Below are 21242 nucleotides of genomic sequence, written 5' to 3' on the forward strand. Positions count from 1 at the left end.
AGCCGGCAGCCGGTCAGCAGGCCAGGGCCGCGACCGGCTCCGCCGGCCCGCCATTCCCGGCCCCGCCGGTTCCGGCGCGGGTGGCGGCGCGCACCGCGGCATAGGCGTCGTGGACGGCGTCACCGATGCGGCCGACCTCGCGGCTGTCGCCGATCACATGGGTCGGCACCCCGGCGGCGCCCAGCGCGGCGGCCAGCCCGTTCTCCGGCACCCGGCCCAGCGCCAGCAGCACCTGCGCGGCCGGGCGGCGGTGGCCGGCTCCGTCGCGGTCGCGCAGCACGGTCTCCCCGTCGCCGACCGCGGCGAGCTCCATGCCGGTCTCGATGCGGATGCGCGGGTTGTTCTCCAGCCGGGCAATCAGCTGCCGGCGATAGACATACTGCGCCCGGCGCGCCAGCCGCCGTTCCGGCGACCGGCTGACCAGGACGACGTTGCGCCCCATCTCCGCCACATACTCGGCGCATTCGCAGCCGGTCTCGCCGCTGCCGACGATGACCACCGGCCCCTCCGCGGGACCGGCGACGAGCGGCTCCTGCCCGGTCAGCAGGTCATGGGCGAAGCCGACCGGGACGGAGGCGCCGCCCGTCACCGCGATCTCCCGGTTGGATGCTCCGGTGGCGACGATGGCGAGCGCCGGCCGGAGGGCGAGGACGTCGTCCGGCCCGGCTTCGCAGCCGAGCCGGAGCTCGACCCCGGACGCCTCCAGCCGGCGGACCAGGTAATCGCGATACCAGAAGAACTTGTCCTTGCCCGGCGGCGTCGCCGAGGCGACGAGCCCGAGACCGAGCCTGTCCGCCTTCTCGAATAGGGTGACGCGGAAGCCGGCATCCTGCAGAAGCAGTGCCGCCGCCATTCCGCCGGGTCCGCCGCCGACCACCGCGGCGGCGCGGCCGGCGCCGCTGCGCAGGATCGCCGGCTCGGTTTCGCGCCCGGCGAGCGGGTTCTCGGCGCAGCCCAGCCGCTTGTGGGCGAGAAGCTGGTCGACGCACCAGTTGCAGGAGGTGCAGGGGCGGATGTCGGCCACGGCGCCGCGCCGGGCCTTCTCCGGCCATTGCGGGTCGGCCAGCAGGGCGCGGCCGAGCGCCACGAAGTCGGCCGAGCCGTCGGCGACGGCCCGCTCGGCGACCTCGGGCTGGCGGATGACGCCGACGGTCAGCACCGGGACGCCGGCCACCTCACGCAGCCGCCTTGCCAGGGGGATGCGCCATCCCTGGGGGGCCGAGACCGGATCGACGTTGCAGTCCATCCGTTCCGCCGTGCCGGTCGACACATGCAGCGCGTCGGCCCCCGCGGCGACGAGGTCCGGCGCCATCCGCACCGCCTCGTCCAGGGTGGTGCCGCCCTCCACGAACTCCTCTGCGGACAGGCGGAAGATCACCGGCGCGTCGCCGGCTCCCCGCCGGACGGCCGAGACGACCGCCAGCGGGAAGCGCAGCCGGTTCGCCAGCGTTCCGCCATACAGGTCCGTCCGCCGGTTGCTGGCGCCCGACAGAAAGCCGCCGATCAGGTAGCCGTGGGCCCCATGGATCTCGATGGCATCGTAGCCGGCGGCCACGGCGCGCGCGGCGGCATGGCCGAACTTCGAGACCAGTTCCTCGATCTCCGGCAGGGTGATCTCGCGCGGCTCCTCGCGGTAGACGCGGCAGGCGACGGCCGAGGCGGCGACCGGGGCCAGCCCGCCGGTGAAGCGGCGCAGCGTCTGGCGCCCGGCGTGGAACAGCTGGAGGCAGGAGCGCGCACCCTGCGCGGCGATTGCGGCGGTCAGCCGGCGATGGCCGGCGATGAGGGCGTCGTCGTCGATGCCGAGCTGTGGCGATCCGCCGAGGCCGAGCGGACGGTCGACGCAGGCATACTCGACGATCACCATTCCCACGCCGCCGGCGGCACGGGCGGTGTAGTAGGCGAGCATCCCGTCCGACACCGAGCCGTCCGCGGCCGCCATGTTGGATTCCATCGGCGCCATGACCAGCCGGTTCGGCAGCACGAGGCCGCGCAGGCGGCCGGGGGAAAAGAGGTGGGGAAACGCGAGTTCCATCGTGGCGTCCAATCTTGGCCGTGGCGTCCGATCGTGGAGTCCAGGGCTGTGGGCCGGAAGGCGGAGCTGGCGGCAAATGACGGCCGGGAAAATACAATCACATATGACTTTTTTTGCCGTCAACGGTCTTCTGTGAAATGTGATAGGATCCGCGATGGTTGCGTACGGACGACCTGCTGCGCCAGTTCCACGCAAGGGCGGTTCGCGCTGGGGAAGTCCGGGCAGAAGGGAGACGGTCGGGTATGGGGCGGGTGATGCAGGACGAGACGGCGGAGGCCGGCGAGGAAGAGGGGCGCAAGGCCAAGCGCAAGCCCCAGCAGGAGCGGAGCAACGCCACGCGCCGCAAGCTGGTGCGCGCCACCATCGACCTGCTGCGTGAGCGCGGCTATGCCAGCGTCACCACGCCGGACATCGCCGACCGGGCCGGTGTGTCGCGCGGCGCACTGCAGTATCACTTCGCCGGCAAGGAGGAGATTTACTTCGCCGCCATCCAGGAAATCACCGCCTGGATGGACAAGGAGATGAATCTGGCCGAATTCGTCGGGCTTCCGATTGCCGAGCGGGTGGACCGGGTGGTCAACCAGCATTGGGAGGTCTTCGGCAGCGACGACTATGTGGCCGCCCTCGAAATCCGGCTTTACGAGCGCTTCAACGACTGGCTGCACCAGAGCATCCGCACCCAGCTCGGCAAGGTGACGGAGGCGCGCGACCTCGAATGGGTGCGGCTGTTCGCCGATTCCCCGGCGGACACCGCGACCGTGGTCCGGCTGCGCCGCATGGTGCTGGACACGCTGCGCGGTTTCGCCCTGCGCAAGATCCAGGAGGGGCCGGCGGTGAATTTCGGACCGCAGCTCACCCTGCTCAAGACCTTTCTCGTCAGCGTGCTCCAGCCGCTTCCGCGTTCCGCCGATCCGCACAACATATAAAATCATTTGTGAATGATTCCTGTTGAAGGGCCGATCCGCCTCTCTTATGGTCAGCCTTGCTGACAATTCGTTGCGGTGCTTGTGTGCGAAACCGTGCCCGCCCTTCGTCCGGCCATTTCCGCCGTGACGGTTCCGACGGCTTTCCGCAGCATGCCCCATCCGCCCGGCCTCGGGCTGGCGGCGATCGGCTGCATCGTCGTCGGCGGACCGTTCGTCCGCCTGCCCGTCCGCCCGCCCGCCCGTCCGCCCGTCCGCCGGGGTGACGCGGGGCCTTTTCCCTCCATCTCGAACGGGACATCCATCATGACGGAATGGGCGGTCGTCACCGGCGGCAATCGGAACATCGGCGCGGGCATCGCCCGCCGGCTGACCGAGGACGGCTTTCAGGTGATCGTGGCGTCGCGCACCCCGCCGGAGCATGATTTCCATGCCGCCTACGTGCCGTTGGACCTCGCCGATCCGGACGCGGCGGCGGCGGCGCTGGCCGAGGCGGTCGGCGACCGGCCGGTGACGCGCTTCGTCCACAACGCGGCCATCGCCCCGCTGGCGCCGGGGGCCGAGCTGTCGGTCGCCGAACTCGCCCGGGTCTATGCGGTCAATGTCGGTGCCTTCGTCGCGTTGACGCAGGTGCTGCTGCCGTCGATGCGCCGCCAGGGGGTCGGGCGGATTGTCGCCATCGGCAGCCGCGCCGCGCTGGGCAAGGAGGGGCGGACCGCCTATGCGGCCAGCAAGGCGGCGCTGTCCGGCCTGGTGCGGACCTGGGCGCTGGAACTGGGAAGCGACGGCATCACCGTCAATGTGGTGGCGCCCGGGCCGGTGCGGACGTCGCTGTTCGATGCCGCCAATCCGCCCGGCCATCCGATGACGGAAAAGCTGATGCACGGCGTGCCGGTCGGCTTCATCGGCACGCCGGACGACATCGCCCATGCGGTGTCCTTCTTCACCAGCGATGCCGCGCGCTTCGTCACCGGACAGGTGCTGTTCGTCTGCGGCGGCACCTCCATCGCCTTCAAGGAGCCTGGCGGCCGTCCGCCGGTGGTCCACCGGCACGCCGCCGCCTTCCCCGGAACGCACCCCCGAACGCACCCCCGAACGCACCGGTGACCGGCTGCGCCGATCAGGACGCCGATCAGGACAAGGTGGTGTCGGCGGTCAGCCCGGCGCTCCAGGTGGAGAGCGAGCCGGTGAAGCCGGACAGCGACCGGCGGTGCAGGAAATGGCCGTGCTGCACTGGCGCCAGCGTGAAGCCGGGGTCGATCCCCAGCTTCTGCGCGGCGTCGATCGGCCAGTTCGGGTTGTGGAGCAGCTCGCGGGCGATGGCGACCAGATCGGCGCGGCCGTCACGGACGATCGCCTCGGCCTGGTCGGCGTGGATGATCAGGCCCACCGCCATGGTCGGCAGGTCCGCCTCGCGGCGCACCCGCTCGGCGAAGCCGACCTGATAGCCGTAGGCCAGGGAAATCCGCGTCTCGATCGGCGAGGCGCCGGAGATGCCGCCCGACGAGCAGTCGAAGGCATCGACCCCCCGCGGCTTCAGGATGCGGGCGAGCGCCACGCTGTCCTCGACCTCCCAGCCGCCGTCATCCTCGGTGGAGACGCGCATGACCAGCGGCTTGTGCTCCGGCCAGGAGGCGCGGACCCGCTCCACCACCTCGACCGCGAAGCGGATCCGGTTCTCGAAGGAGCCGCCATAGCCGTCCGTCCGTCGGTTGGAGGCGGGGGACAGGAACTCGTGGATCAGGTAGCCGTGCGCGGCGTGCAGTTCCATCACCTCGTAGCCGGCGCGGTCGGCCCGCGCGGCGGCGGTCCCCCACGCCTCGACGCAGTCGTCGATGTCCCGGCGCGTCATCTCGCGCGGCATCGGATAGCCGTCGCCCTGCGGGATGGCGCTGGGCGCCACCACGTCCCACGCGTCCCAATCGGCGATCTCCGGGCTGCGCGGCAGGGTGCCGCGTCCGTCCCAGGGGAAGCGCTGGCGCGCCTTGCGGCCGGCATGCATCAGCTGGATGCCGGGAACGGCGCCGCAGGACTTCACGAAACCGGCGATGCGCCGCAGCGGTTCGACGAAGCGGTCGTCCCACAGGCCGAGGTCGCCGACGGTGCCGCAGCCGCGCCGTTCCACCGTGGTCCCTTCCTGGAAGACCAGCCCGGCCCCGCCGGCGGCGAAGCGGCCGAGATTCATCAGGTGCCAGTCGGTGGGAAAGCCGTCGACCCCGCAATACTGCCACATCGGGGCGACCACGATCCGGTTCTTCAGCGTGACGCCGCGCATGGTATACGGCGTGAACAGCGCGCTCTGGCCCAAGGCCTTCTCCTCCCGAATGTGCATTTTCTGTCCGGTGGCGAGGCGTGAACGGATCACGCCGTGGCGGTTTCGCCGGGCGGCTTCATCCAGGCCGTCGCCATGTCGCGCAGGACGTTCTTCCTGACCTTGGCCCCGTTCGGCCCGTCGGTGACCGGCATGGCCTCGATCGCGAAGATCCGCGCCGGCACCTTGTAGACGGCGAGCTGCGCCCGGCAGGCGGCGAGCGCCGACGCCTCGTCGAGGGACCGACCCGGCCCCATGACGACGAAGGCGACCGGTCGCACGCCGGCCGGACAGGTGGCGGCGACGGTCTGGCAGACGGTGACGCCGGGCAGCGCCAGAATGACCTCCTCGATCTCGGTCGGGCTGACCAGATACCCGGCGATGCGCAGCACGTCCTTGATGCGCGAGACGAAGATCATCCCGCCGTCGGCCAGCCGGTACCCGTAGTCGCCGGTCCGCAGATAGCCGTCCTCGGTGAAGACCCCGGCCGTCGCCTCCGGATTGTCGAGATAGCCGATCATGGCGTTGGGGGTCCGCAGCTCGACCTCGCCGATCTCGCCGTCGGGCAGCAGGGCGCCGCTGTCCGGATCGCGCACCCGGAGATCGGCGTCGGGGCAGACCGGCCGGCCGCCGCCCTGGGCGCGGCGTTCCGGCGAAGCGTCGGCGGGCTGGGCGGCGAACATGGCCAGCGTCTCGGTCATGCCGAAGAAGCCGCGCAGCAGAACCCCGTGCGCCTCCGCCTTGGGCGGCAGGATGGCGGTCAGGGCGGGGGTGAAGTTGGCATGCCCGAACATGCGCAGATCCGGGAAGGGTTTGCCCTCCGGCACCACCGACAGGATCTTGTCGAGCATGTCGTCGGTGCCCAGCATGTGGGTGATGCCATGCTCGACCAGCAGGCGGGCGGCCTTCTCCGGCATGAAGGCCTCCATCAGGACCAGCGGGCGTTGCGCCCGGATGGTGGTGATCGCCAGCGTGTAGCCGAAGGCGCCGCACATCGGGATGCCCAGCAGCAAGCTGGTCCCCGGCTCGGTCAGCCCGACCGCGGCGGCGGCGTCGCCGGCATGGCGGGTGTTGCGCGCCTGCGTGTGCTGCACCAGCTTGGGCGCGCTGGTGGTGCCGGAGGTGGCGAGGATCAGGCTGACATCCTCCGGCCGGCCGTCGACGACTTCCGGCAGGGGGGCCGGGGATTCGGCAACCAGCTCGGCGAAGCGGGTCTGGCGCACGCCGTCGAGCAGCGTCGCTTCGCCGTCGCCCAGCGTCACCACCAGGTCCAGGGCCGGGCGTTCGGCCGGACCGACGCCGCGCAGCACCTCCGCGCAGGCGCCGTTGCGATGGCCGGGGGCGAGCACCACCGCCCGGCAGCCGGCGCGCGACAGCAGGAAGGCGACCTCGTGGGCGCCCAGCCGCACGTTCATCGGCACCACGGCGACGCCGAGCCGCGAACAGGCCAGCGCCGTGGTCAGCCATTCCGGAATGTTGGGCAGCCACAGCGCCAGCCGGTCGCCGCGCCGCAGGCCGAGATCCTTCAGACGGGCAGCGAGCCGGGCGCTGTCGGCGCGCATCCGGCCGTAGGTGACGGGCCCCGACGCCCCCACCAGCATGGTCGCGCCGTCGGGCGGGCCGTCCAGCATTTCGAAAAGCCGGGTCGGGGATGTGCTGCCGCTTTCATTCATGGGAAGGGCTCCAAACGGCGGGGCCGGCCGGCGGCAAGCGGTTGGGGACAGTGAAACCGCGGGGGCCGCAACGGGCCGGCGGGGCGCCGGCACCGGCCTGCGTCGCTGCGCCGGCCGGGGTTGAGATCGGTTCAATACAATCACACACGAATAATTTTATCTGTCAATCCGCTTCTCAGTCAGCGTGGCGTCGCATCGCAAATCGGCAAGACGTGGCGGATCATCGCGCAGGCAGCGGTGCATGGCCGTATCGCTAAAAATCAATCCTGAGTGATTTTTTATATTCCATGTTCGGCTGGCTTATGATTGACTTAGCCAGCAATAAGCGGTGTGCAAAGCGCGGACCTCGCCGCATCGACTCCGACACCCGCCGGGATGGCGGTGGACGGGCCGGCGGTGCCGGTTTCCCTCCCGGCCGCACATCCGATGTTCACGAGAGGACCGTATGACCGAAACCAAGAGCGGCACGCAGGGCGCGATCCTGCCTTCGGCGGATCCGAACTGGCTGGCGCTGCGGGAAGAGGCGATCCTGGAGCCGGATCTGCCGATCATCGATCCCCACCACCATCTGTGGGATGCACCGCGCTCGCCGCGCTACCTCGCCGGGGAGCTGCAGCGCGATGCCCAGGCGGGCCACAACATCGTCGGCACCGTCTTCGCCGACTGCACCGAGGGCTACCGCACCGACGGGCCGGAGAACATGCGGCCGGTCGGCGAGACCGAATTCGTGACCGCCATCGCCGACCAGTGCGAGGCGGGCGTCTACCGGCCGGCCGGCCTGTGCGCCGGCATCATCAGCTACGCCGACCTGCGCGAGGGCGAGGGCGTGCGCGCCGTGCTGGAGGCCCACATCGCCGCCGGCAAGGGACGCTTCAAGGGCATCCGCCAATCGACCTCCTGGGATCCGAACCCGGAGATCCGCACCACCATGCGCACCCCGCCGGAAGGGCTGCTGCGCGACGAGCAGCTCCGCCGCGGCTTCGCCTGTCTGGCGCCGCTTGGACTGACCTTCGATTCCTGGGTCTACCATCACCAGCTGTCGGACGTCGCCGATCTGGCGGCCGCCTTCCCGGACACGGCGATCGTCCTCGACCATGTCGGCGGCCCGGTCGGCATCGGCCCCTATGCCGGCCGGCGCGACGAGGTCTTCGCGCAGTGGAAGGCCGGCATCCTGGAGGTGGCGCGCCATCCCAACGTGAGCGTGAAGCTGGGCGGCCTGGCGATGCGGCTCGGCGGTTTCGGATTCCACGAACGCCCGGTGCCGCCGTCCTCCGAGGATCTGGCCGCGGCGTGGCGCCCCTACATCGAGACCTGCATCGAGGCGTTCGGCCCCGACCGCGCGATGTTCGAAAGCAACTTCCCGGTGGACCAGCTGTCCTGCAGCTACGCCGTCCTGTGGAACGGCTTCAAGCGGCTCGCCGCCGGGGCGTCGGCCGACGAGAAGGCGGCGCTGTTCAGCCGCACCGCGGCCCGGGTCTACGGCATCGGGCACGTCCTGCGCTGAGCCGCGCCGGCCGGCAAGGGCCGGAAAGCAAAATCCAAAAGCGATAATCCGAGTTCCGGGAGGAAAACCATGTTGTTGGCCAAGACGCTCCGTGGTGCCGTGTCCTGTCTGGCGGTCGCCGCCGCCCTGTCGGCGGCCACATCCGCCGCGCCCTCGATTGCCGCGGCGGAGACCCCGGTGAAGGAGGTGAAGATCGGCGTGCTCACCGACATGAGCAGCATCTATTCCGATCTGGTCGGGCCCGGCTCGGTGCTGGCGGCGCAGATGGCGATCGACGACTTCACCGCGGCCGAGAAGCCCGGTTTCAAGATCTCCCTGGTGTCGGCCGACCACACCAGCAAGGCCGACGTCGCCTCCAGCATCGCCCGGAAATGGATCGACGAGCAGGGCGTCAACGTGCTGACCGACGTGGCCGGCGCCTCGGTCACGCTCGCGGTGTCGAACATCGGCGCCGAGAAGAACAGGCTGGTGCTCGCCACCGCGTCCGGCCAGAACAGCCTGTCCAGCGAGGACTGCAAGCCGACCACCCTGCATTGGAGCTACAACACCCGCGCGGTCGCCGCGACGACGGCCAAGGCGGTCACCATGGACGGCGCCAAGACCTGGTATTTCGTGACCGCCGACTATGCCGGCGGCCGTTCGCTGGAGGAGGATGCGACCAAGGGTGTGCTGGCGGCCGGCGGCAAGGTGCTGGGTTCGGTCAAGCACCCGTTCAACAACAACGATTTCTCTTCCCAGATCCTGATGGGGCAAAGCTCGGGCGCCAAGGCGATCGGCTTCGGCAACTCCGGCCCCGACACCATCAATGCGGTCAAGCAGGCCAACGAGTACGGCCTGAACGGCAGCGTCGCCCTGACCCCGCTGCTGCCGATGATCACCGACATCGACGCCATGGGGCTGCCGATGGCCAAGGGCATGTACGTCACCGAATCCTTCTACTGGGACCTGAACGACCAGACGCGGGCATGGTCGAAGCGCTTCTTCGACAAACGGGGCAAGATGCCGACCATGGTGCAGGCCGGTCTCTATTCGGCGGTGAACCACTATCTGAAAGCGGTCAAGGCGGCCGACAGCACCGACACTGCTCCGGTCCTGAAGGCGATGAAGGAGACGACGATCAGCGACGCGGTGACCAAGCCGTCGCATCTGCGGGCGGACAACATCGTGCTGCGCGACATGTACCTGTTCAAGGTCAAGGCGCCGTCGGAAAGCAGGCAGCCCTGGGATTATTACACCCTGCTGAAGACCATCCCCGGCGAGGAGGCCTTCGCGCCGCTGTCGGAGAGCAAGTGCCCGCTGGTGAAGAAGTAGGGGCGGGTCAGGCTCACGCGACCCCCACCCGACACTCCTCTCCCACGCGAGGATCCCCATGCCATCCCTGCACACCGGCGGCACGGCGGGGCGCCTGATCGCCGACGCCGTCGCCCGCTTCGCCGGCCGCCCGGCCCTGGCCGACCACCGGACGCGCTGGACCTATGCCGAGCTGGGCGACTGGATCGGCCGCTTCGTCACCCGTTTCCAGGCCCTCGGGCTCGGCAAGGGCAACGGCATCGCCATCCTGACCGGCAACCGGGTGGAGCCCTGGGCCGCCATCTGCGCGGCCAACATCCTCGGCATCCGCTACACGCCGCTGCACCCGTTGGCCGGCGAGGACGACCACGCCTTCATCCTCGCCGATTGCGAGGCGCGGGTTCTGATCGTCGACGCCGAACGGTTCGGGCCGCGCGCGCTGGCGATCCGCGCGCGGGTGCCGGCCCTGGAGCATCTCCTGTCCCTCGGTCCGTTGGGCGGTCCGCTCGACGGCATTCCCGACCTGCTGGAGGAGTTGCCGCGGCTGGAACCGGCCCCGCTCGACCCGCAGGTGGAGGCGGAGGACGTCTCGCTGCTCTGCTACACCGGTGGCACGACCGGCCGGTCCAAGGGCATCATGCTGCCGCACCGGGCCATCGCGGCGATGGCCTCGACCATCGCCGCCGAATGGGAATGGCCGGCAGACCTGCGCTATGCCGCGGTGACGCCGATCAGCCACGCCGGCGGCATCATGCTCTACCCGATCATGCTGATGGGCGGCTCGGCCCGGCTGCTGCCCGGCTTCGACGGCGCGGAGTTCTGCCGCACGGTGGCGGAGGAGCGCATCACCGCCGCCTTCCTGGTGCCGACCATCGTCAACACGCTGGTGGAGGATCCGGCGCTGCTGGCCCGGCACGACCTGTCCTCGCTCGGGCTGATCGTCTACGGCGCGGCGCCGATGGCGCCCGACCTGCTGCGCCGGGCCATCGACGCCTTCGGCCCGATCTTCCTCCAGCTCTACGGCCAGTCGGAAGCGCCGCAATGCGTCACCACGCTGCGCAGGGTCGATCACGACCTCGGCAGGCCGGAGCGGCTCGGCTCCTGCGGACGGCCGACCGCGCTGTGCGACGTGAAGCTGTTCGACGCCGATATGCGCGAGGTCGCCGTCGGCGAGCCGGGCGAACTCTGCGTGCGCGGACCGCTGGTGATGGCCGGCTATTGGCGCAGGCCGGAGCTGACCGAACAGGCCTTCCACGGCGGCTGGCTGCACACCGGCGACGTCGCCAGGCGCGACGCCGAGGGCTTCCTGCACATCGTCGACCGCACCAGGGACATGATCATCTCCGGCGGCTTCAACATCTACCCGCGCGAGGTCGAGGATGCGCTGATGGCCCATCCGGCGGTGTCGCTGGCCGGGGTGATCGGCATTCCCGATGCCAAATGGGGCGAGGCGGTGAAGGGATTCGTCACCCTGCGTCCCGGCGCCGCGGTGGAGGCGGCGGAGCTCCAGGCGCATGTGAAGGCGGTGCGCGGCGCACCCTGGTCGCCGAAATCCATCGACATCGTCGCCAGGATGCCGTTGACCGGGCTCGGCAAGGTGGACCGCAAGGCGCTGCGTGAGCCTTACTGGCGTGACCGGACACGCGGAGTGAACTGAACCGGAATGGAGCGGGCCATGCTGGACCATGCGGCGATCATGGAACTGCGGACGCGGGACGCGACGTCCTGGAGCGAACGCGACGCGATGCTCTACGCGCTGGGCGTCGGGATGGGGGCCGACCCGGTGGCCAATTCGGTGGACCAACGTGAATTGCCCTTCGTCCACGAGCGCGGCCTGAAGCTGCTGCCGACCTTCGCGATCGTACCGACCTTTGCCGGCGGGCCGCTGTTGCTGATCGGGCTCGACACCCGCACCCTGCTGCACGGCGAGCAGGCCGTCACCCTGCACCGGCCGATGCCGCCGAGCGGCACGGGCACCGTCGAGGGGCGCATGCTCGGTGCCTGGGACAAGGGGGTGGGGAAGGGCGCGGTCTTCGCCCAGGAGAAGATCCTGCGCCTCGACGGCGATCCCGAGCCGCTGGCGACCGTTGTCACCACCGCCTTCGGCCGGGCGGAAGGAGGCTTCGGCGGCCCGGCCGACGGCCAGCCGGCGCCGCACCAGGTTCCCGGCCGCGCACCCGACCTGTCGCTGGACCTGCCGACCACGCCGTCGCAGGCGCTGCTCTACCGGCTTTCCGGCGACCTCAACCCACTGCACGCCGACCCGGAGGCGGCGCGCGCGGCCGGCTTCCCGCGCCCGATCCTGCATGGGCTCTGCACATACGCAATCACCGCCCGCGCGGTGCTCGCCGCCTGCTGCGATTACCGGCCGGAGCGCATGCTCCACCATCAGGCGCGCTTCTCCGCCCCGGTCTTCCCGGGCGAGACGATCACCGTCGATCTCTGGGTCGAAGGCGACGCGGTGTCCTTCCAGGCGCGGGTCACGGCGCGGGACGCCGTGGTGGTCCGGAACGGCCTGAGCCGGCTGCGGGGGGAGGCCGTGCGATGAAGGCGCTGCACTGCCTGTCCTACGGCGAGCCGCCCGAACTGCGCATCGCCGACGTTGCGGAACCGGAACCCGGCCCCGGCGAGGCGCTGATCGCCGTCGAGGCGGTCGGGATCGGCGGCTTCGACGCGGTGCTGCTGGGCGGGCGCTACCAGGAACGCCCGGAACCGCCCTTCATTCCGGGCCGCGAACTGGCCGGGCGGGTGCTGGCGGTGGGGGAGGGCGGCGACCCGGCGCTGGTCGCCGTCCGGGTCGCCGCCATCGCCTTCGGGGGTGCCCTGGCCGAGCGCGCGGTGGCGCGCTGCGACCATTGCATGGCGACGCCGCCGGGCATGGATGCCGCCACCGCCGCCTCGATCCTCAGCGCCTATGCGACCAGCCTCTACGCGCTGGAGAGCTGCGGGCGGATGCGGGCCGGCGAGACGGTGCTGGTGCTGGGCGGTGCCGGAACGGTCGGGGCGGCGGCCATCGACATCGCGCGGGGGCTCGGCGGCCGGGTGGTCGCGGCGGCCTCCTCGCCGGAGAAGCTGGAGTTCTGCCGGGCGCGCGGTGCCGAACTGGCGGTCGATTACGGCGATCCCGACTGGCGCCGCGCGATGACGGAGCGGTTGGGCGGCGGCGTCGATCTGGTGCTCGACCCGGTGGGTGGCACCCTGTCCGAACCCGCCTTCCGCAGCCTCGCCCCCGGCGGGCGCCATCTGGTCGTCGGATTTGCCGCCGGAGAGATCCCGCGCATCCCCCTCAACCTGCCGCTCCTGAAGCGGGCGAGCATCGTCGGCGTCGATTGGGGCGGCTTCATGCGGACCGAGCCGGCGGCCAACCGGACGCTGCTGGCGCGCCTGCGCGCGCTGTTCGACAGCGGCGCGCTGCGGCCCGAGCGGCCCGCCATCCATCCGCTCTCCGCGCTGGTCCCGCTGCTGGACGATTTCCGCAACCGGCGCAGCGTGGGCAAGCCGGTCATCCGGCCCGATTTCGGGACCGCCGCGCCGGCGCCGGGCATGGAGGAGCATTGGGCGGAGCAATTGGGGGAGCAGTAGTGTGGAGCAGGGCATGAGCGAGACTGAAACGCCGACGGGGCCGCTGGCCGGCCTGCGCGTCATCGAGATCGCAGGCATCGGGCCCGGTCCCTTCTGCGCCATGATGCTGTCGGACATGGGGGCGGAGGTCATCCGCATCGACCGCGCCTCGCCGCCCGACCAGGGCATCGACATTCCGGTCCTCAGCAACGTCACCAACCGCGGCCGGCGCTCGGTGGTGCTCGATCTCAAGAGTCCGGAGGGGGTGGCGACGCTGAAGCGGCTTGCCGTCCGGGCCGACGCCCTGATCGAAGGCTTCCGGCCCGGCGTGATGGAACGGCTCGGCCTCGGTCCGGAGGAGCTGCTGGCCGTCAACCCGCGGCTGGTCTATGGCCGGATCACCGGCTGGGGCCAGGAGGGGCCGCTGGCCAAGGCTGCCGGGCACGACCTGAACTACATCGCGCTCAGCGGCATGCTGCACGCCATCGGCCCGGCCGACCGGCCGCTGCCGCCGCTGAACCTGATCGGCGATTATGGCGGCGGTGCCATGTATCTCGCCTTCGGCATCGTCTGCGCCCTGCTCGAACGGAGCCGGTCGGGGCGGGGACAGGTGGTCGATGCGGCGATGGTCGACGGCGCGGCCTCGCTGGGTGCGGCGCTCTACGGGTTGCTGCACGCAGGGCTTTGGCAGGATCGGCGTGCGGGAAACCTGCTCGACGGCGGCGTGCCGTGGTACGACAGCTACGAGACCAGCGATGGCAAGCACATCGCCATCGGGCCGCTGGAGCCGCGCTTCTACGACATGATGCTGGATCTCCTCGGCCTGACCGACGAGGCGTTGCGTGACCGCGGCGAGGCCAACCGGGGCCGCCTGCGCGCGGCCTTCACGGATGTCTTCCGAACGCGGACGCGCGACGAATGGTGCGCGCTGCTGGAGGGGACCGACGTCTGCTTCGCTCCCGTCCTGTCGATGGCCGAGGCGCCTCGCCATCCCCATGCGGTTGCGCGCGGCGGCTTCGTCGATGTCGGCGGCGTGGTGCAGCCGGCCCCGGCGCCGCGCTTCAGCCGCAGCAGGCCGGCGGTCCAGGGACCGCCGGCGGCACCCGGGGAACACACGCGGGAGGTGCTGGCCGATTGGGGGCTGTCCGCCGGGGACGGGCCGTGGTGAGCGTGTGCCGATAGGCGTGGGGATTCCGGACGGGCGGGCGGCCCCGGCCCGTCACACCCGTTCGATGATGGTGGCGATGCCCTGGCCGACGCCGACGCACATGGTGCAGAGCGCCCGGTTGAGGCGGGTCTCCTCCAGCTCGTGCAGGGCGGTCAGGATCAGCCGCGCCCCCGAGGCGCCGAGCGGGTGCCCCAGCGCGATGGCGCCGCCGTTGGGGTTGACCTGCGCCCCGTCGTCGGGCAGGCCGAGCTGCCGCAGGACGGCCAGTCCCTGGGCGGCGAACGCCTCGTTCAGCTCCACCACGTCGAGGTCGGCGACCGTCAGGCCCTGGCGGTCGAGCAGCTTGCGCACCGCCGGCACCGGGCCGATGCCCATCACCCGCGGCGCCACCCCCGCCGTCGCCATCCCGGTCACCCGCGCCCGCGGCGTCAGGCCGTAGCGCTTGACCGCAGCCTCGGACGCCAGCAGCAGCGCCACCGCCCCGTCATTGACGCCGGACGCGTTGCCGGCTGTCACCGTGCCGCCCGGCCGGACCACCGGCTTCAACGCGGCCAGCGCGTCGGCCGTGGTGTCGGGGCGGGGATGCTCGTCGGTGTCGACGAGGGTATCGCCCTTCCGGCCCTTGACGGTCACCGGGGCGATCTCGCACCGGAAGCGTCCGGCGGCGAGCGCCCGGCCGGCGCGCTGCTGGCTGCGCAGGGCGAAGGCGTCCTGGTCGGCCCGGCCGATCCCCCAATCCTCCGCCACGTTCTCCGCCGTCTCCGGCATGGAATCGACGCCGTAGGCCGCCTTCATCGCCGGGTTGACGAAGCGCCAGCCGATGGTGGTGTCGAAGATCGCGGCGTTGCGGGAGAAGGCGCTGTCGGCCTTGCCCATCACGAAGGGGGCGCGGCTCATGCTCTCGACGCCGCCGGCCAGGATCAGGTCGGCCTGTCCGGACTGGATGGCGCGGGCGGCGATGCCGACGGCGTCCATGCCGGATCCGCACAGGCGGTTGACCGTGGTGCCGGGCACCTCGACCGGCAGGCCCGCCAGCAGCGCCGCCATGCGGGCGACGTTGCGGTTGTCCTCGCCTGCCTGGTTGGCACAGCCGAGGATCACCTCGTCCAGCCGCGCCCAGTCGACGGCCGGGTTGCGCTCCATCAGGGCGCGGATCGGCACGGCGGCGAGATCGTCGGCGCGCACCGACGCGAGCGCCCCGCCATAGCGGCCGAAGGGGGTGCGCAGGCCATCGCAGAGGTAGGCGGCGGTCATCACTGTTCCTTTTCGTTCAGCAGGGGAACGCCCGCCAGCGCGCAGCGGCGGAGCAGGGGGGAGGCGCGGTAGCGGTCCTCGCCGTAGGTGCGGGCGAGATTGTCCAGTGTGCATAGGACGAAAGCCGCGCCGACGCGGTCGCCCCAGGCGAGCGGCCCGATGGGGTAATTGACGCCCCTGGTCATGGCGAGGTCGATGGCATGCGCGTCGGCGACCCCTTGGTTGAGCGCGTCGGCGGCCTCGTTGACCAGCATGGCGACGGTGCGGGCGACGATCATGCCCGGCACATCGTCGATCAGGGCGACGCTCATCCCCAGCGCCTGGAACAGCCGGACGGCGGCGGCGGTCGCGGCGGCGGAGGTCTGGCGGGCCGGGGCCAGGGCGATGGTTCCCGCCTTTGCCCAGTCGAGCGCCCAGTCGAACAGCACGAGTTGCCCGCCGCTCTCCGCCGCGCGCTCGGTGGCGAGCCGCCCGTCGGTAGGCGCCAGCGTGACGCCGCCGAGGCGCAGCAGGCCGGGGCCGGCGGTTTGCTCGGCAGCACTCTCCACGGCGATGCCCGCGGCGCGGATGCGGTCGAGCAGAGGTGCCGCGAAGCCCAGCGAGCCTGCCACCGTTACCGAAGCGGGCAGCGGAACCGATGCGGCGGGCGCGAAGCCGGGATCGGGGGCGGCGGCGCCGGGCCGGTGGTCGTAGAAGCCGCGCCCGGACTTGCGTCCGAGCCAGCCGGCCTCCACCAGTTCGCGCTGGACCGGCGAGGGCTGGAAGCGCGGGTCGTTGTGGAAGGCGTCCCACACGGACCGGGTGACGGCGTAGTTCACGTCGTGGCCGATCAGGTCCATCAGCTCGCACGGGCCCATGCGGAAACCGCCGCAGCCGCGCATCACCGCATCCAGTGCCGCCGGGACGGCTGCCCTCTCCGCCAGCACGCGCAGCGCCTCGGCGTAGAAGGGGCGGGCGACCCGGTTGACGATGAAGCCGGGGGTGGAGCGGGCGAGCACCGGGATCTTGCCCCAGGCGGCGGCGGTGGCGAGCAGCCGGTCGGCGATGGCGGGATCGGTGGCGCGGCCGCGGACGACCTCGACCAGCGCCATCAGCGGGGCGGGGTTGAAGAAATGCAGGCCGGCCAGCCGCTCCGGGCGGGCCAGCGGGGCGCCGACGGATTCGATGGAGAGGGAGGAGGTGTTGGTGGCGAGGATGCAGTCGTCCGGCACCACGTCCTCCAATGCGGTGAACAGGGCGCGCTTGGCCGCCGGATCCTCGACGATCGCCTCGACGACCAGACCGGCGCCGGCGAGCGCCGCGAGGTCGTCGCAGGTGCGGATGCGGTCGAGAATGGCGCCGCGGCCCGCCTCGTCGAGGCTGCCCTTGGCGACCATGCGCGCAAGGTTGGCGGCGATGGCCTCCAGGCCGCGTCCGGCGGCGCCGGCGATGCTGTCGAACAGCAGGACCGGGTGACCGGCCACAGCCGCCACCTGGGCGATGCCGCTTCCCATCGTCCCGGCCCCGACGACGGCCACGACCCTGTCCTTCGGCAGGGCCTCGGCCCCGTTTCCCGCTTTGCCGCTCACTGCTGCCTCTCCCATTGCATTCCGTCTCTTGAAAAGCCCCCTCCTTCACCGGGACGGGCGGGGCCGGCGTCCGGTCACACCCGCAGCACGACCTTGCCGGTGACCTTGCCCTCGCGCACCAGACCAAGCGCCTGGGCGTAGTCCTCGAAGGCGAAGCTCTTCATCACCTTCGGGCGGATGGCTCCGGCGGTGTAGAGGTCGAACAGCTCGGTCTGCACGCGGCGCACCCAGTCGGGGGTGCGGTCGCGGTAGTCGCTCCATTGCAGGCCGCTGACATGGATGTTCTTGACCAGCAGGTAGTTGACCTTCACTTCCGGGATCGTGCCGCTGACGAAGCCGATCACCACCATGCGGCCGCGCCACGCCATCGACCGCAAGGCCGCGGTGAACGCCTCGCCGCCGACCGGGTCGAGCACCACGTCGACGCCGTGGCCGCCGGTGATTTCCCTGATGCGGTCGCGGAGCGCGTTGCGCAGGTCGGGCATCGACAGGTCGACGGTGTGGTCGGCGCCGTTCTCGCGCGCGATGGCGGCCTGGTCCTCGCCGATCACCCCGGCGATCACCGTGGCGCCGAGGCCCTTGGCGATCTGCACGGCGGCCAGGCCGACGCCGCCGGCCGCCCCGTTGACCAGCACGATCTCACCGGTCCGGTACATCCCGCGCTCGACCAGCGCGAAATGCGCGGTCTGGTAGGCGAGGCCCATCGCCGCCGCCTCGTCGAAGGACAGGGCGTCCGGCAGGACGAAGCACTGGTCGGCCGGGACGGTGATCTCCTCGGCATAGGCGCCGTATTCGAGCTGGCAGACCACGCGGTCGCCGGGCTTGCAGGTGTCGACGTCCGCACCGACCGCCAGCACCACGCCGGCCGCGTCCTTGCCTGGGCTGAAGGGCGGCTTGGCGAGGATCTGGTATTTGCCGTCGATGACCAGCAGGTCCGGGTAGTTCACGCCGATCGACCTGACGGAGACCAGCACCTCGTTCGGCCCGGCTTGCGGCGTCGGGCGTTCCTCAATGGCCATGCCGTCCGGCTCGCCGAACTGGCGGATGGTGATCGCTCTCATTTCGGTCTTTCTTTTGTGCGGGGTTCGGCCACGGTTGCCCCCACCCCATCCCTCCCCCGTTCTCGGCGGACCTATGGTCCGCCTGTCGCGTCAGCACAAAGGGGAGCTTTGTGCGAGAGCAGTGCGGGAGAGGGGGCAGGAGCTTCGGGGGGAGCCGGCGGCAGTCCCCTCTCCCGCGTGAGCGGGGGAGGGATAGGGAGGGGGCGCTAACTGGAGGGGGCAGGCGTCAGCCGTCGAGCAACCCGTTCGCCTCGCCCAGCGCCGGATAGCCGGCCTCGGCGGTGTCGGCGCGCAGGGGGGCGGCGAGCGGGGTGGGCAGGGCGGCGATGGTCCGGCCGCCCGGTCCCGCCAGACGGCGGGCGAACAGGCCGCGCTCCTGGAAATGCGGGTTGGCGAGCGCCTCCTCCATGCTGCTCATCACGACGCAGCAGACGTCCTTGCCGGCGAAGGCGGTGCGCCAGTGGGCTGAGTCCCTGCCCGCGACCAGCCCGGCGACGGCCTGCTTCGTGGCGGCCGGATCCCTGGAATCGTCGCGGAATTCCTCCGGCAGCCCGATGATGGCGCAGAAGGCGGCCCAGAACTTCTCCTCCAGCGGAGCGGCGGCGAGGAAGCGGCCGTCGGCGGTGCAGTACATCTGGTAGCGCGGCGTCCCGCCGGTGACGAGGTCGCCGCCCGGCACCGGCCACCGGCCATCGGCCAGCCCGTTGCCCATCGCCCAATAGAGGAAGGTGAACATCCCGTCCGCCATGGCGATGTCGAGGTGGCAGCCCTTGCCGGTGCGGTTGCGCTCCAGCAGGGCCATCAGGATGTTGACCACCGCCGGATAGGTGCCGCCGCCGATGTCGGCGACCAGCGCCGCCGGCAGGACCGGGGCGCCGTCGCTGCCGGCCGCCAACGACAGCATGCCGGTCTCGGCGACATAGTTCAGGTCGTGCCCGGCCTCGGCCGCCTTCGGCCCGCTCTGCCCGTAACCGGTGATCGAGCAGTAGATCAGCCCGGGATTGATCGCCGACAGCGCCGCGTAGCCCAGCCCCAGCCGGTCCATCACGCCGGGCCGGTACTGCTCGACGATCACGTCGGCCGAGCGGATCAGCGGCATCAGCCGCTCCACCGCGCCATGCCCCTTGAGGTCGAGCGCAATGGAGCGCTTGCCGCGGTTCAGCAGGCCGAAATTCACCGCGTCGGCGCCGAATTTCGGCTCGTAGCTGCGCATCTCGTCGCCGCGTCCAGGACGCTCGATCTTGATGACCTCGGCCCCGGCCTCGACCAGCATCAGCGTGGCGAGCGGGCCGGGCAGCAGGGTGCTGAAATCGAGGACACGGATTCCGTCGAGTGGGCGCATCGCTTGCGGGCGCATCAGGTGAGTCCCTTTTCGGCACGGCGCTTGGCGACCACGGCGCGGCGGGCCGGGGCGTAGTCGGGGGTGCCGAGCGTCTCGAACAGGGCGGAGGTGACGTCGTAATGGTGCGCCAGCCCGGTGCGCTCCAGCAGGCCGATCGGACCTTCCGGATAGCCGAGGCCGAGCTTCAGCGTCAGGTCGAGATCGTCGGCCGTCGCCAACTGCTCGTCGAGGCGGCGGAGCGCGGCGTTGTAGTAGGGGCGGACCAGACGGTCGATGATGCGGCCGGCGAAGTCGCCGCAGACCGCGACCTTCAGCCCGGCGCCCTCCAGCACCGCCCTGGCGGCAGCGATGGCGCTGTCCGGCGTGGCCGGCTGGCGCACCAGTTCCACGAGATCCGACGGAGCGCCGTCGCCCAGCCGGAAGCGGGCGAAGCCCAGCACGTTGGAGCCTTCGGCCCCCCGGCTCTCGCCGGTGTGGGTCCCGAGGCTTTCGGTGCCGAGTTCGACCAGGATGGCGGCGCGGGACGCACGGTCGCTCACCCCGGTCAGCGCGGAGTCGGCGTCGGCGCCGATCAGGACCACCACCTCACCGGAGGCGGACGCCCCGTCGAGCAGCGGGTGGGCGGCGGGGAAGGAGCGGCTCGAACCCGTGTCGATCAGTTGGTAGGGCATGGCTCAGCCTCCGAACATCGCGTCTTTGTCGTAGTTGTAGAACCCCCGGCCCGACTTGCGGCCCAGATGGTTCGCGGCGATCATCCGCTTGACCAGCGGCGGGCAGGCCGCGCGCGGGTCGTTGGTGACGCCGTGCAGCGCCTCGCAGAGCAGCAGCTGGGTGTCGAGCCCGATCAGATCCAGAAGTTCCAGCGGCCCCATCGGGTAGCCGAGCCCCGCCTTGATGGCGCGGTCGATGTCCGCCGGCTCGGCGACGCCGGCCTCGACCATGCGGATGGCGTCGTTGTTGAAGGGCACCAGGAAGTAGTTGAGGATGAAGCCGGGATTGTCCTTGGTCTTCACCGGGCGCTGGCCCATCGCCTCGGCGAATTTCCAGGCGGTGTCGAACACCTCGGGCGCCGTGGTCAGGCCGGGCGACATCTCGATCAGCTTCATCAGCTGGGCGGGCAGGCAGAAATGCATGCCGACCACACGCTCCGGCCGCCCCGACCCGCCGGCGATCTCGGTGATCGACAGGGTGGAGGTGTTGGACGCGAAGATGGTGTGCGGCGGGCAGATGGCGTCGAGATCCGAGAACAGGCCGTGCTTGACCTTCAGGTCCTCGAACACCGCCTCGATCACCACGTCGCACTCGGCCATCGCGGCCATCTCGGTGGTGCCGGTCAGGTTGGCCATGATCGTCTCGACGGCTTGCGCCGTCAGCTTGCCGCGCTGCACCGACTTGGCGAAGAAGCCCTCGGTCTGGCGGCGGGCCCGGTCCAGCGTGTCCTGGCGGGTGTCGTAGAGGATGGTGCGGAAGCCGGCCCGGGCGGCGACGATGGCGATGCCGGCCCCCATCGTGCCGGCGCCTGCGACGCCGACCGTCTTGATGCTGCTCATGG

General features: G+C 71.1%; 17 protein-coding genes. 8 read left to right on the forward strand and 9 right to left on the reverse strand.

Annotation, left to right across the window (positions count from 1 at the left end):
- Positions 1 to 13: 13 nt before the first annotated feature.
- The gene (locus AL072_RS16250; protein ID WP_045583172.1) at positions 14 to 2035 is read right to left on the reverse strand and encodes an oxidoreductase; all 2022 of its coding nucleotides are present in this window, start codon (positions 2033 to 2035) and stop codon (positions 14 to 16) included.
- A 242-nt stretch (positions 2036 to 2277) separates the two neighbouring features.
- Here AL072_RS16250 and AL072_RS16255 point away from each other — a divergent pair, with 242 nt between their 5' ends.
- Positions 2278 to 2961: a TetR/AcrR family transcriptional regulator gene (locus AL072_RS16255; RefSeq protein ID WP_052710124.1), complete on the forward strand. Its 684-nt coding sequence runs from the start codon at positions 2278 to 2280 to the stop codon at positions 2959 to 2961.
- A 150-nt stretch (positions 2962 to 3111) separates the two neighbouring features.
- Complete coding sequence (locus AL072_RS16260; RefSeq protein WP_200909867.1) at positions 3112 to 4065, forward strand: SDR family NAD(P)-dependent oxidoreductase; 954 nt, start codon at positions 3112 to 3114, stop codon at positions 4063 to 4065.
- Between the two features lie 25 nt (positions 4066 to 4090).
- On the opposite strand, the gene AL072_RS16265 is transcribed toward AL072_RS16260, so the two are convergent.
- Both AL072_RS16265 and AL072_RS16270 read right to left on the reverse strand, forming a co-directional pair.
- Complete coding sequence (locus AL072_RS16265; protein ID WP_144428263.1) at positions 4091 to 5290, reverse strand: NADH:flavin oxidoreductase/NADH oxidase; 1200 nt, start codon at positions 5288 to 5290, stop codon at positions 4091 to 4093.
- A gap of 29 nt (positions 5291 to 5319) precedes the next feature.
- Positions 5320 to 6942 (reverse strand): AMP-binding protein, encoded by a 1623-nt coding sequence (locus tag AL072_RS16270; protein WP_052710123.1) that lies wholly within the window; start codon positions 6940 to 6942, stop codon positions 5320 to 5322.
- A 445-nt stretch (positions 6943 to 7387) separates the two neighbouring features.
- Between AL072_RS16270 and AL072_RS16275 the strand changes: the two genes are divergently transcribed.
- The 6 genes from AL072_RS16275 to AL072_RS16300 all read left to right on the forward strand — a co-directional run bounded on the left by AL072_RS16275 (position 7388) and on the right by AL072_RS16300 (position 14465).
- Positions 7388 to 8446, forward strand: a complete 1059-nt coding sequence (locus AL072_RS16275; RefSeq protein WP_045583170.1) for an amidohydrolase family protein — start codon at positions 7388 to 7390, stop codon at positions 8444 to 8446.
- Between the two features lie 69 nt (positions 8447 to 8515).
- The gene (locus AL072_RS16280) at positions 8516 to 9757 is read left to right on the forward strand and encodes an ABC transporter substrate-binding protein (protein ID WP_045583169.1); all 1242 of its coding nucleotides are present in this window, start codon (positions 8516 to 8518) and stop codon (positions 9755 to 9757) included.
- Between the two features lie 58 nt (positions 9758 to 9815).
- Positions 9816 to 11393, forward strand: coding sequence for an AMP-binding protein (locus AL072_RS16285; protein WP_045583168.1), 1578 nt, complete (start codon positions 9816 to 9818; stop codon positions 11391 to 11393).
- Between the two features lie 18 nt (positions 11394 to 11411).
- Positions 11412 to 12284 carry a MaoC/PaaZ C-terminal domain-containing protein gene (locus tag AL072_RS16290; RefSeq protein ID WP_045583424.1) on the forward strand — a complete coding sequence of 291 codons (873 nt, stop codon included), beginning with the start codon at positions 11412 to 11414 and terminating at the stop codon, positions 12282 to 12284.
- On the forward strand, positions 12281 to 13318 hold the full coding sequence (locus AL072_RS16295; RefSeq protein ID WP_052710122.1) for an NADPH:quinone oxidoreductase family protein: 1038 nt from the start codon (positions 12281 to 12283) through the stop codon (positions 13316 to 13318). Before AL072_RS16290 ends, AL072_RS16295 begins: the two co-directional genes overlap by 4 nt.
- 13 nt (positions 13319 to 13331) lie before the next feature.
- A complete protein-coding gene (locus AL072_RS16300) occupies positions 13332 to 14465 on the forward strand; it encodes a CaiB/BaiF CoA transferase family protein (RefSeq protein WP_045583422.1) in 1134 nt (377 codons plus the stop codon).
- A gap of 51 nt (positions 14466 to 14516) precedes the next feature.
- On the opposite strand, the gene pcaF is transcribed toward AL072_RS16300, so the two are convergent.
- From pcaF to AL072_RS16330, 6 genes are all read right to left on the reverse strand, one after another.
- Positions 14517 to 15719, reverse strand: a complete 1203-nt coding sequence (gene pcaF / locus AL072_RS16305) for a 3-oxoadipyl-CoA thiolase (protein ID WP_045583167.1) — start codon at positions 15717 to 15719, stop codon at positions 14517 to 14519.
- The gene (locus AL072_RS16310) at positions 15719 to 17287 is read right to left on the reverse strand and encodes a 3-hydroxyacyl-CoA dehydrogenase (protein WP_245636889.1); all 1569 of its coding nucleotides are present in this window, start codon (positions 17285 to 17287) and stop codon (positions 15719 to 15721) included. Before AL072_RS16310 ends, pcaF begins: the two co-directional genes overlap by 1 nt.
- Before the next feature lie 74 nt (positions 17288 to 17361).
- Positions 17362 to 18348 carry an NADPH:quinone oxidoreductase family protein gene (locus AL072_RS16315; protein ID WP_045583165.1) on the reverse strand — a complete coding sequence of 329 codons (987 nt, stop codon included), beginning with the start codon at positions 18346 to 18348 and terminating at the stop codon, positions 17362 to 17364.
- A 226-nt stretch (positions 18349 to 18574) separates the two neighbouring features.
- The gene (locus tag AL072_RS16320; RefSeq protein ID WP_200909868.1) at positions 18575 to 19705 is read right to left on the reverse strand and encodes a CaiB/BaiF CoA transferase family protein; all 1131 of its coding nucleotides are present in this window, start codon (positions 19703 to 19705) and stop codon (positions 18575 to 18577) included.
- Positions 19705 to 20361 (reverse strand): 3-hydroxyacyl-CoA dehydrogenase family protein, encoded by a 657-nt coding sequence (locus AL072_RS16325; RefSeq protein ID WP_045583164.1) that lies wholly within the window; start codon positions 20359 to 20361, stop codon positions 19705 to 19707. The genes AL072_RS16320 and AL072_RS16325 overlap by 1 nt, the downstream gene beginning before the upstream one ends.
- Before the next feature lie 3 nt (positions 20362 to 20364).
- Positions 20365 to 21240, reverse strand: coding sequence for a 3-hydroxyacyl-CoA dehydrogenase family protein (locus AL072_RS16330; protein WP_045583420.1), 876 nt, complete (start codon positions 21238 to 21240; stop codon positions 20365 to 20367).
- Positions 21241 to 21242: the final 2 nt, after the last annotated feature.

This window comes from Azospirillum thiophilum, assembly GCF_001305595.1.
Classification (GTDB): Bacteria; Pseudomonadota; Alphaproteobacteria; order Azospirillales; family Azospirillaceae; genus Azospirillum; species Azospirillum thiophilum.

What these genes read in the sequence shown, in the direction of transcription:
- AL072_RS16315 (WP_045583165.1), bottom strand. Translation starts at nt 18,348, where the DNA reads ATGAGAGCGATCACCATCCGCCAGTTCGGCGAGCCGGACGGCATGGCC.
- AL072_RS16295 (WP_052710122.1), top strand. Translation starts at nt 12,281, where the DNA reads ATGAAGGCGCTGCACTGCCTGTCCTACGGCGAGCCGCCCGAACTGCGC.
- AL072_RS16300 (WP_045583422.1), top strand. Translation starts at nt 13,332, where the DNA reads ATGAGCGAGACTGAAACGCCGACGGGGCCGCTGGCCGGCCTGCGCGTC.
- AL072_RS16265 (WP_144428263.1), bottom strand. Translation starts at nt 5,290, where the DNA reads ATGCACATTCGGGAGGAGAAGGCCTTGGGCCAGAGCGCGCTGTTCACG.
- AL072_RS16325 (WP_045583164.1), bottom strand. Translation starts at nt 20,361, where the DNA reads ATGCCCTACCAACTGATCGACACGGGTTCGAGCCGCTCCTTCCCCGCC.
- AL072_RS16255 (WP_052710124.1), top strand. Translation starts at nt 2,278, where the DNA reads ATGGGGCGGGTGATGCAGGACGAGACGGCGGAGGCCGGCGAGGAAGAG.
- AL072_RS16275 (WP_045583170.1), top strand. Translation starts at nt 7,388, where the DNA reads ATGACCGAAACCAAGAGCGGCACGCAGGGCGCGATCCTGCCTTCGGCG.
- AL072_RS16285 (WP_045583168.1), top strand. Translation starts at nt 9,816, where the DNA reads ATGCCATCCCTGCACACCGGCGGCACGGCGGGGCGCCTGATCGCCGAC.
- AL072_RS16260 (WP_200909867.1), top strand. Translation starts at nt 3,112, where the DNA reads ATGCCCCATCCGCCCGGCCTCGGGCTGGCGGCGATCGGCTGCATCGTC.
- AL072_RS16320 (WP_200909868.1), bottom strand. Translation starts at nt 19,705, where the DNA reads ATGCGCCCGCAAGCGATGCGCCCACTCGACGGAATCCGTGTCCTCGAT.
- AL072_RS16330 (WP_045583420.1), bottom strand. Translation starts at nt 21,240, where the DNA reads ATGAGCAGCATCAAGACGGTCGGCGTCGCAGGCGCCGGCACGATGGGG.
- AL072_RS16290 (WP_045583424.1), top strand. Translation starts at nt 11,412, where the DNA reads ATGCTGGACCATGCGGCGATCATGGAACTGCGGACGCGGGACGCGACG.
- pcaF (WP_045583167.1), bottom strand. Translation starts at nt 15,719, where the DNA reads ATGACCGCCGCCTACCTCTGCGATGGCCTGCGCACCCCCTTCGGCCGC.
- AL072_RS16280 (WP_045583169.1), top strand. Translation starts at nt 8,516, where the DNA reads ATGTTGTTGGCCAAGACGCTCCGTGGTGCCGTGTCCTGTCTGGCGGTC.
- AL072_RS16270 (WP_052710123.1), bottom strand. Translation starts at nt 6,942, where the DNA reads ATGAATGAAAGCGGCAGCACATCCCCGACCCGGCTTTTCGAAATGCTG.
- AL072_RS16250 (WP_045583172.1), bottom strand. Translation starts at nt 2,035, where the DNA reads ATGGAACTCGCGTTTCCCCACCTCTTTTCCCCCGGCCGCCTGCGCGGC.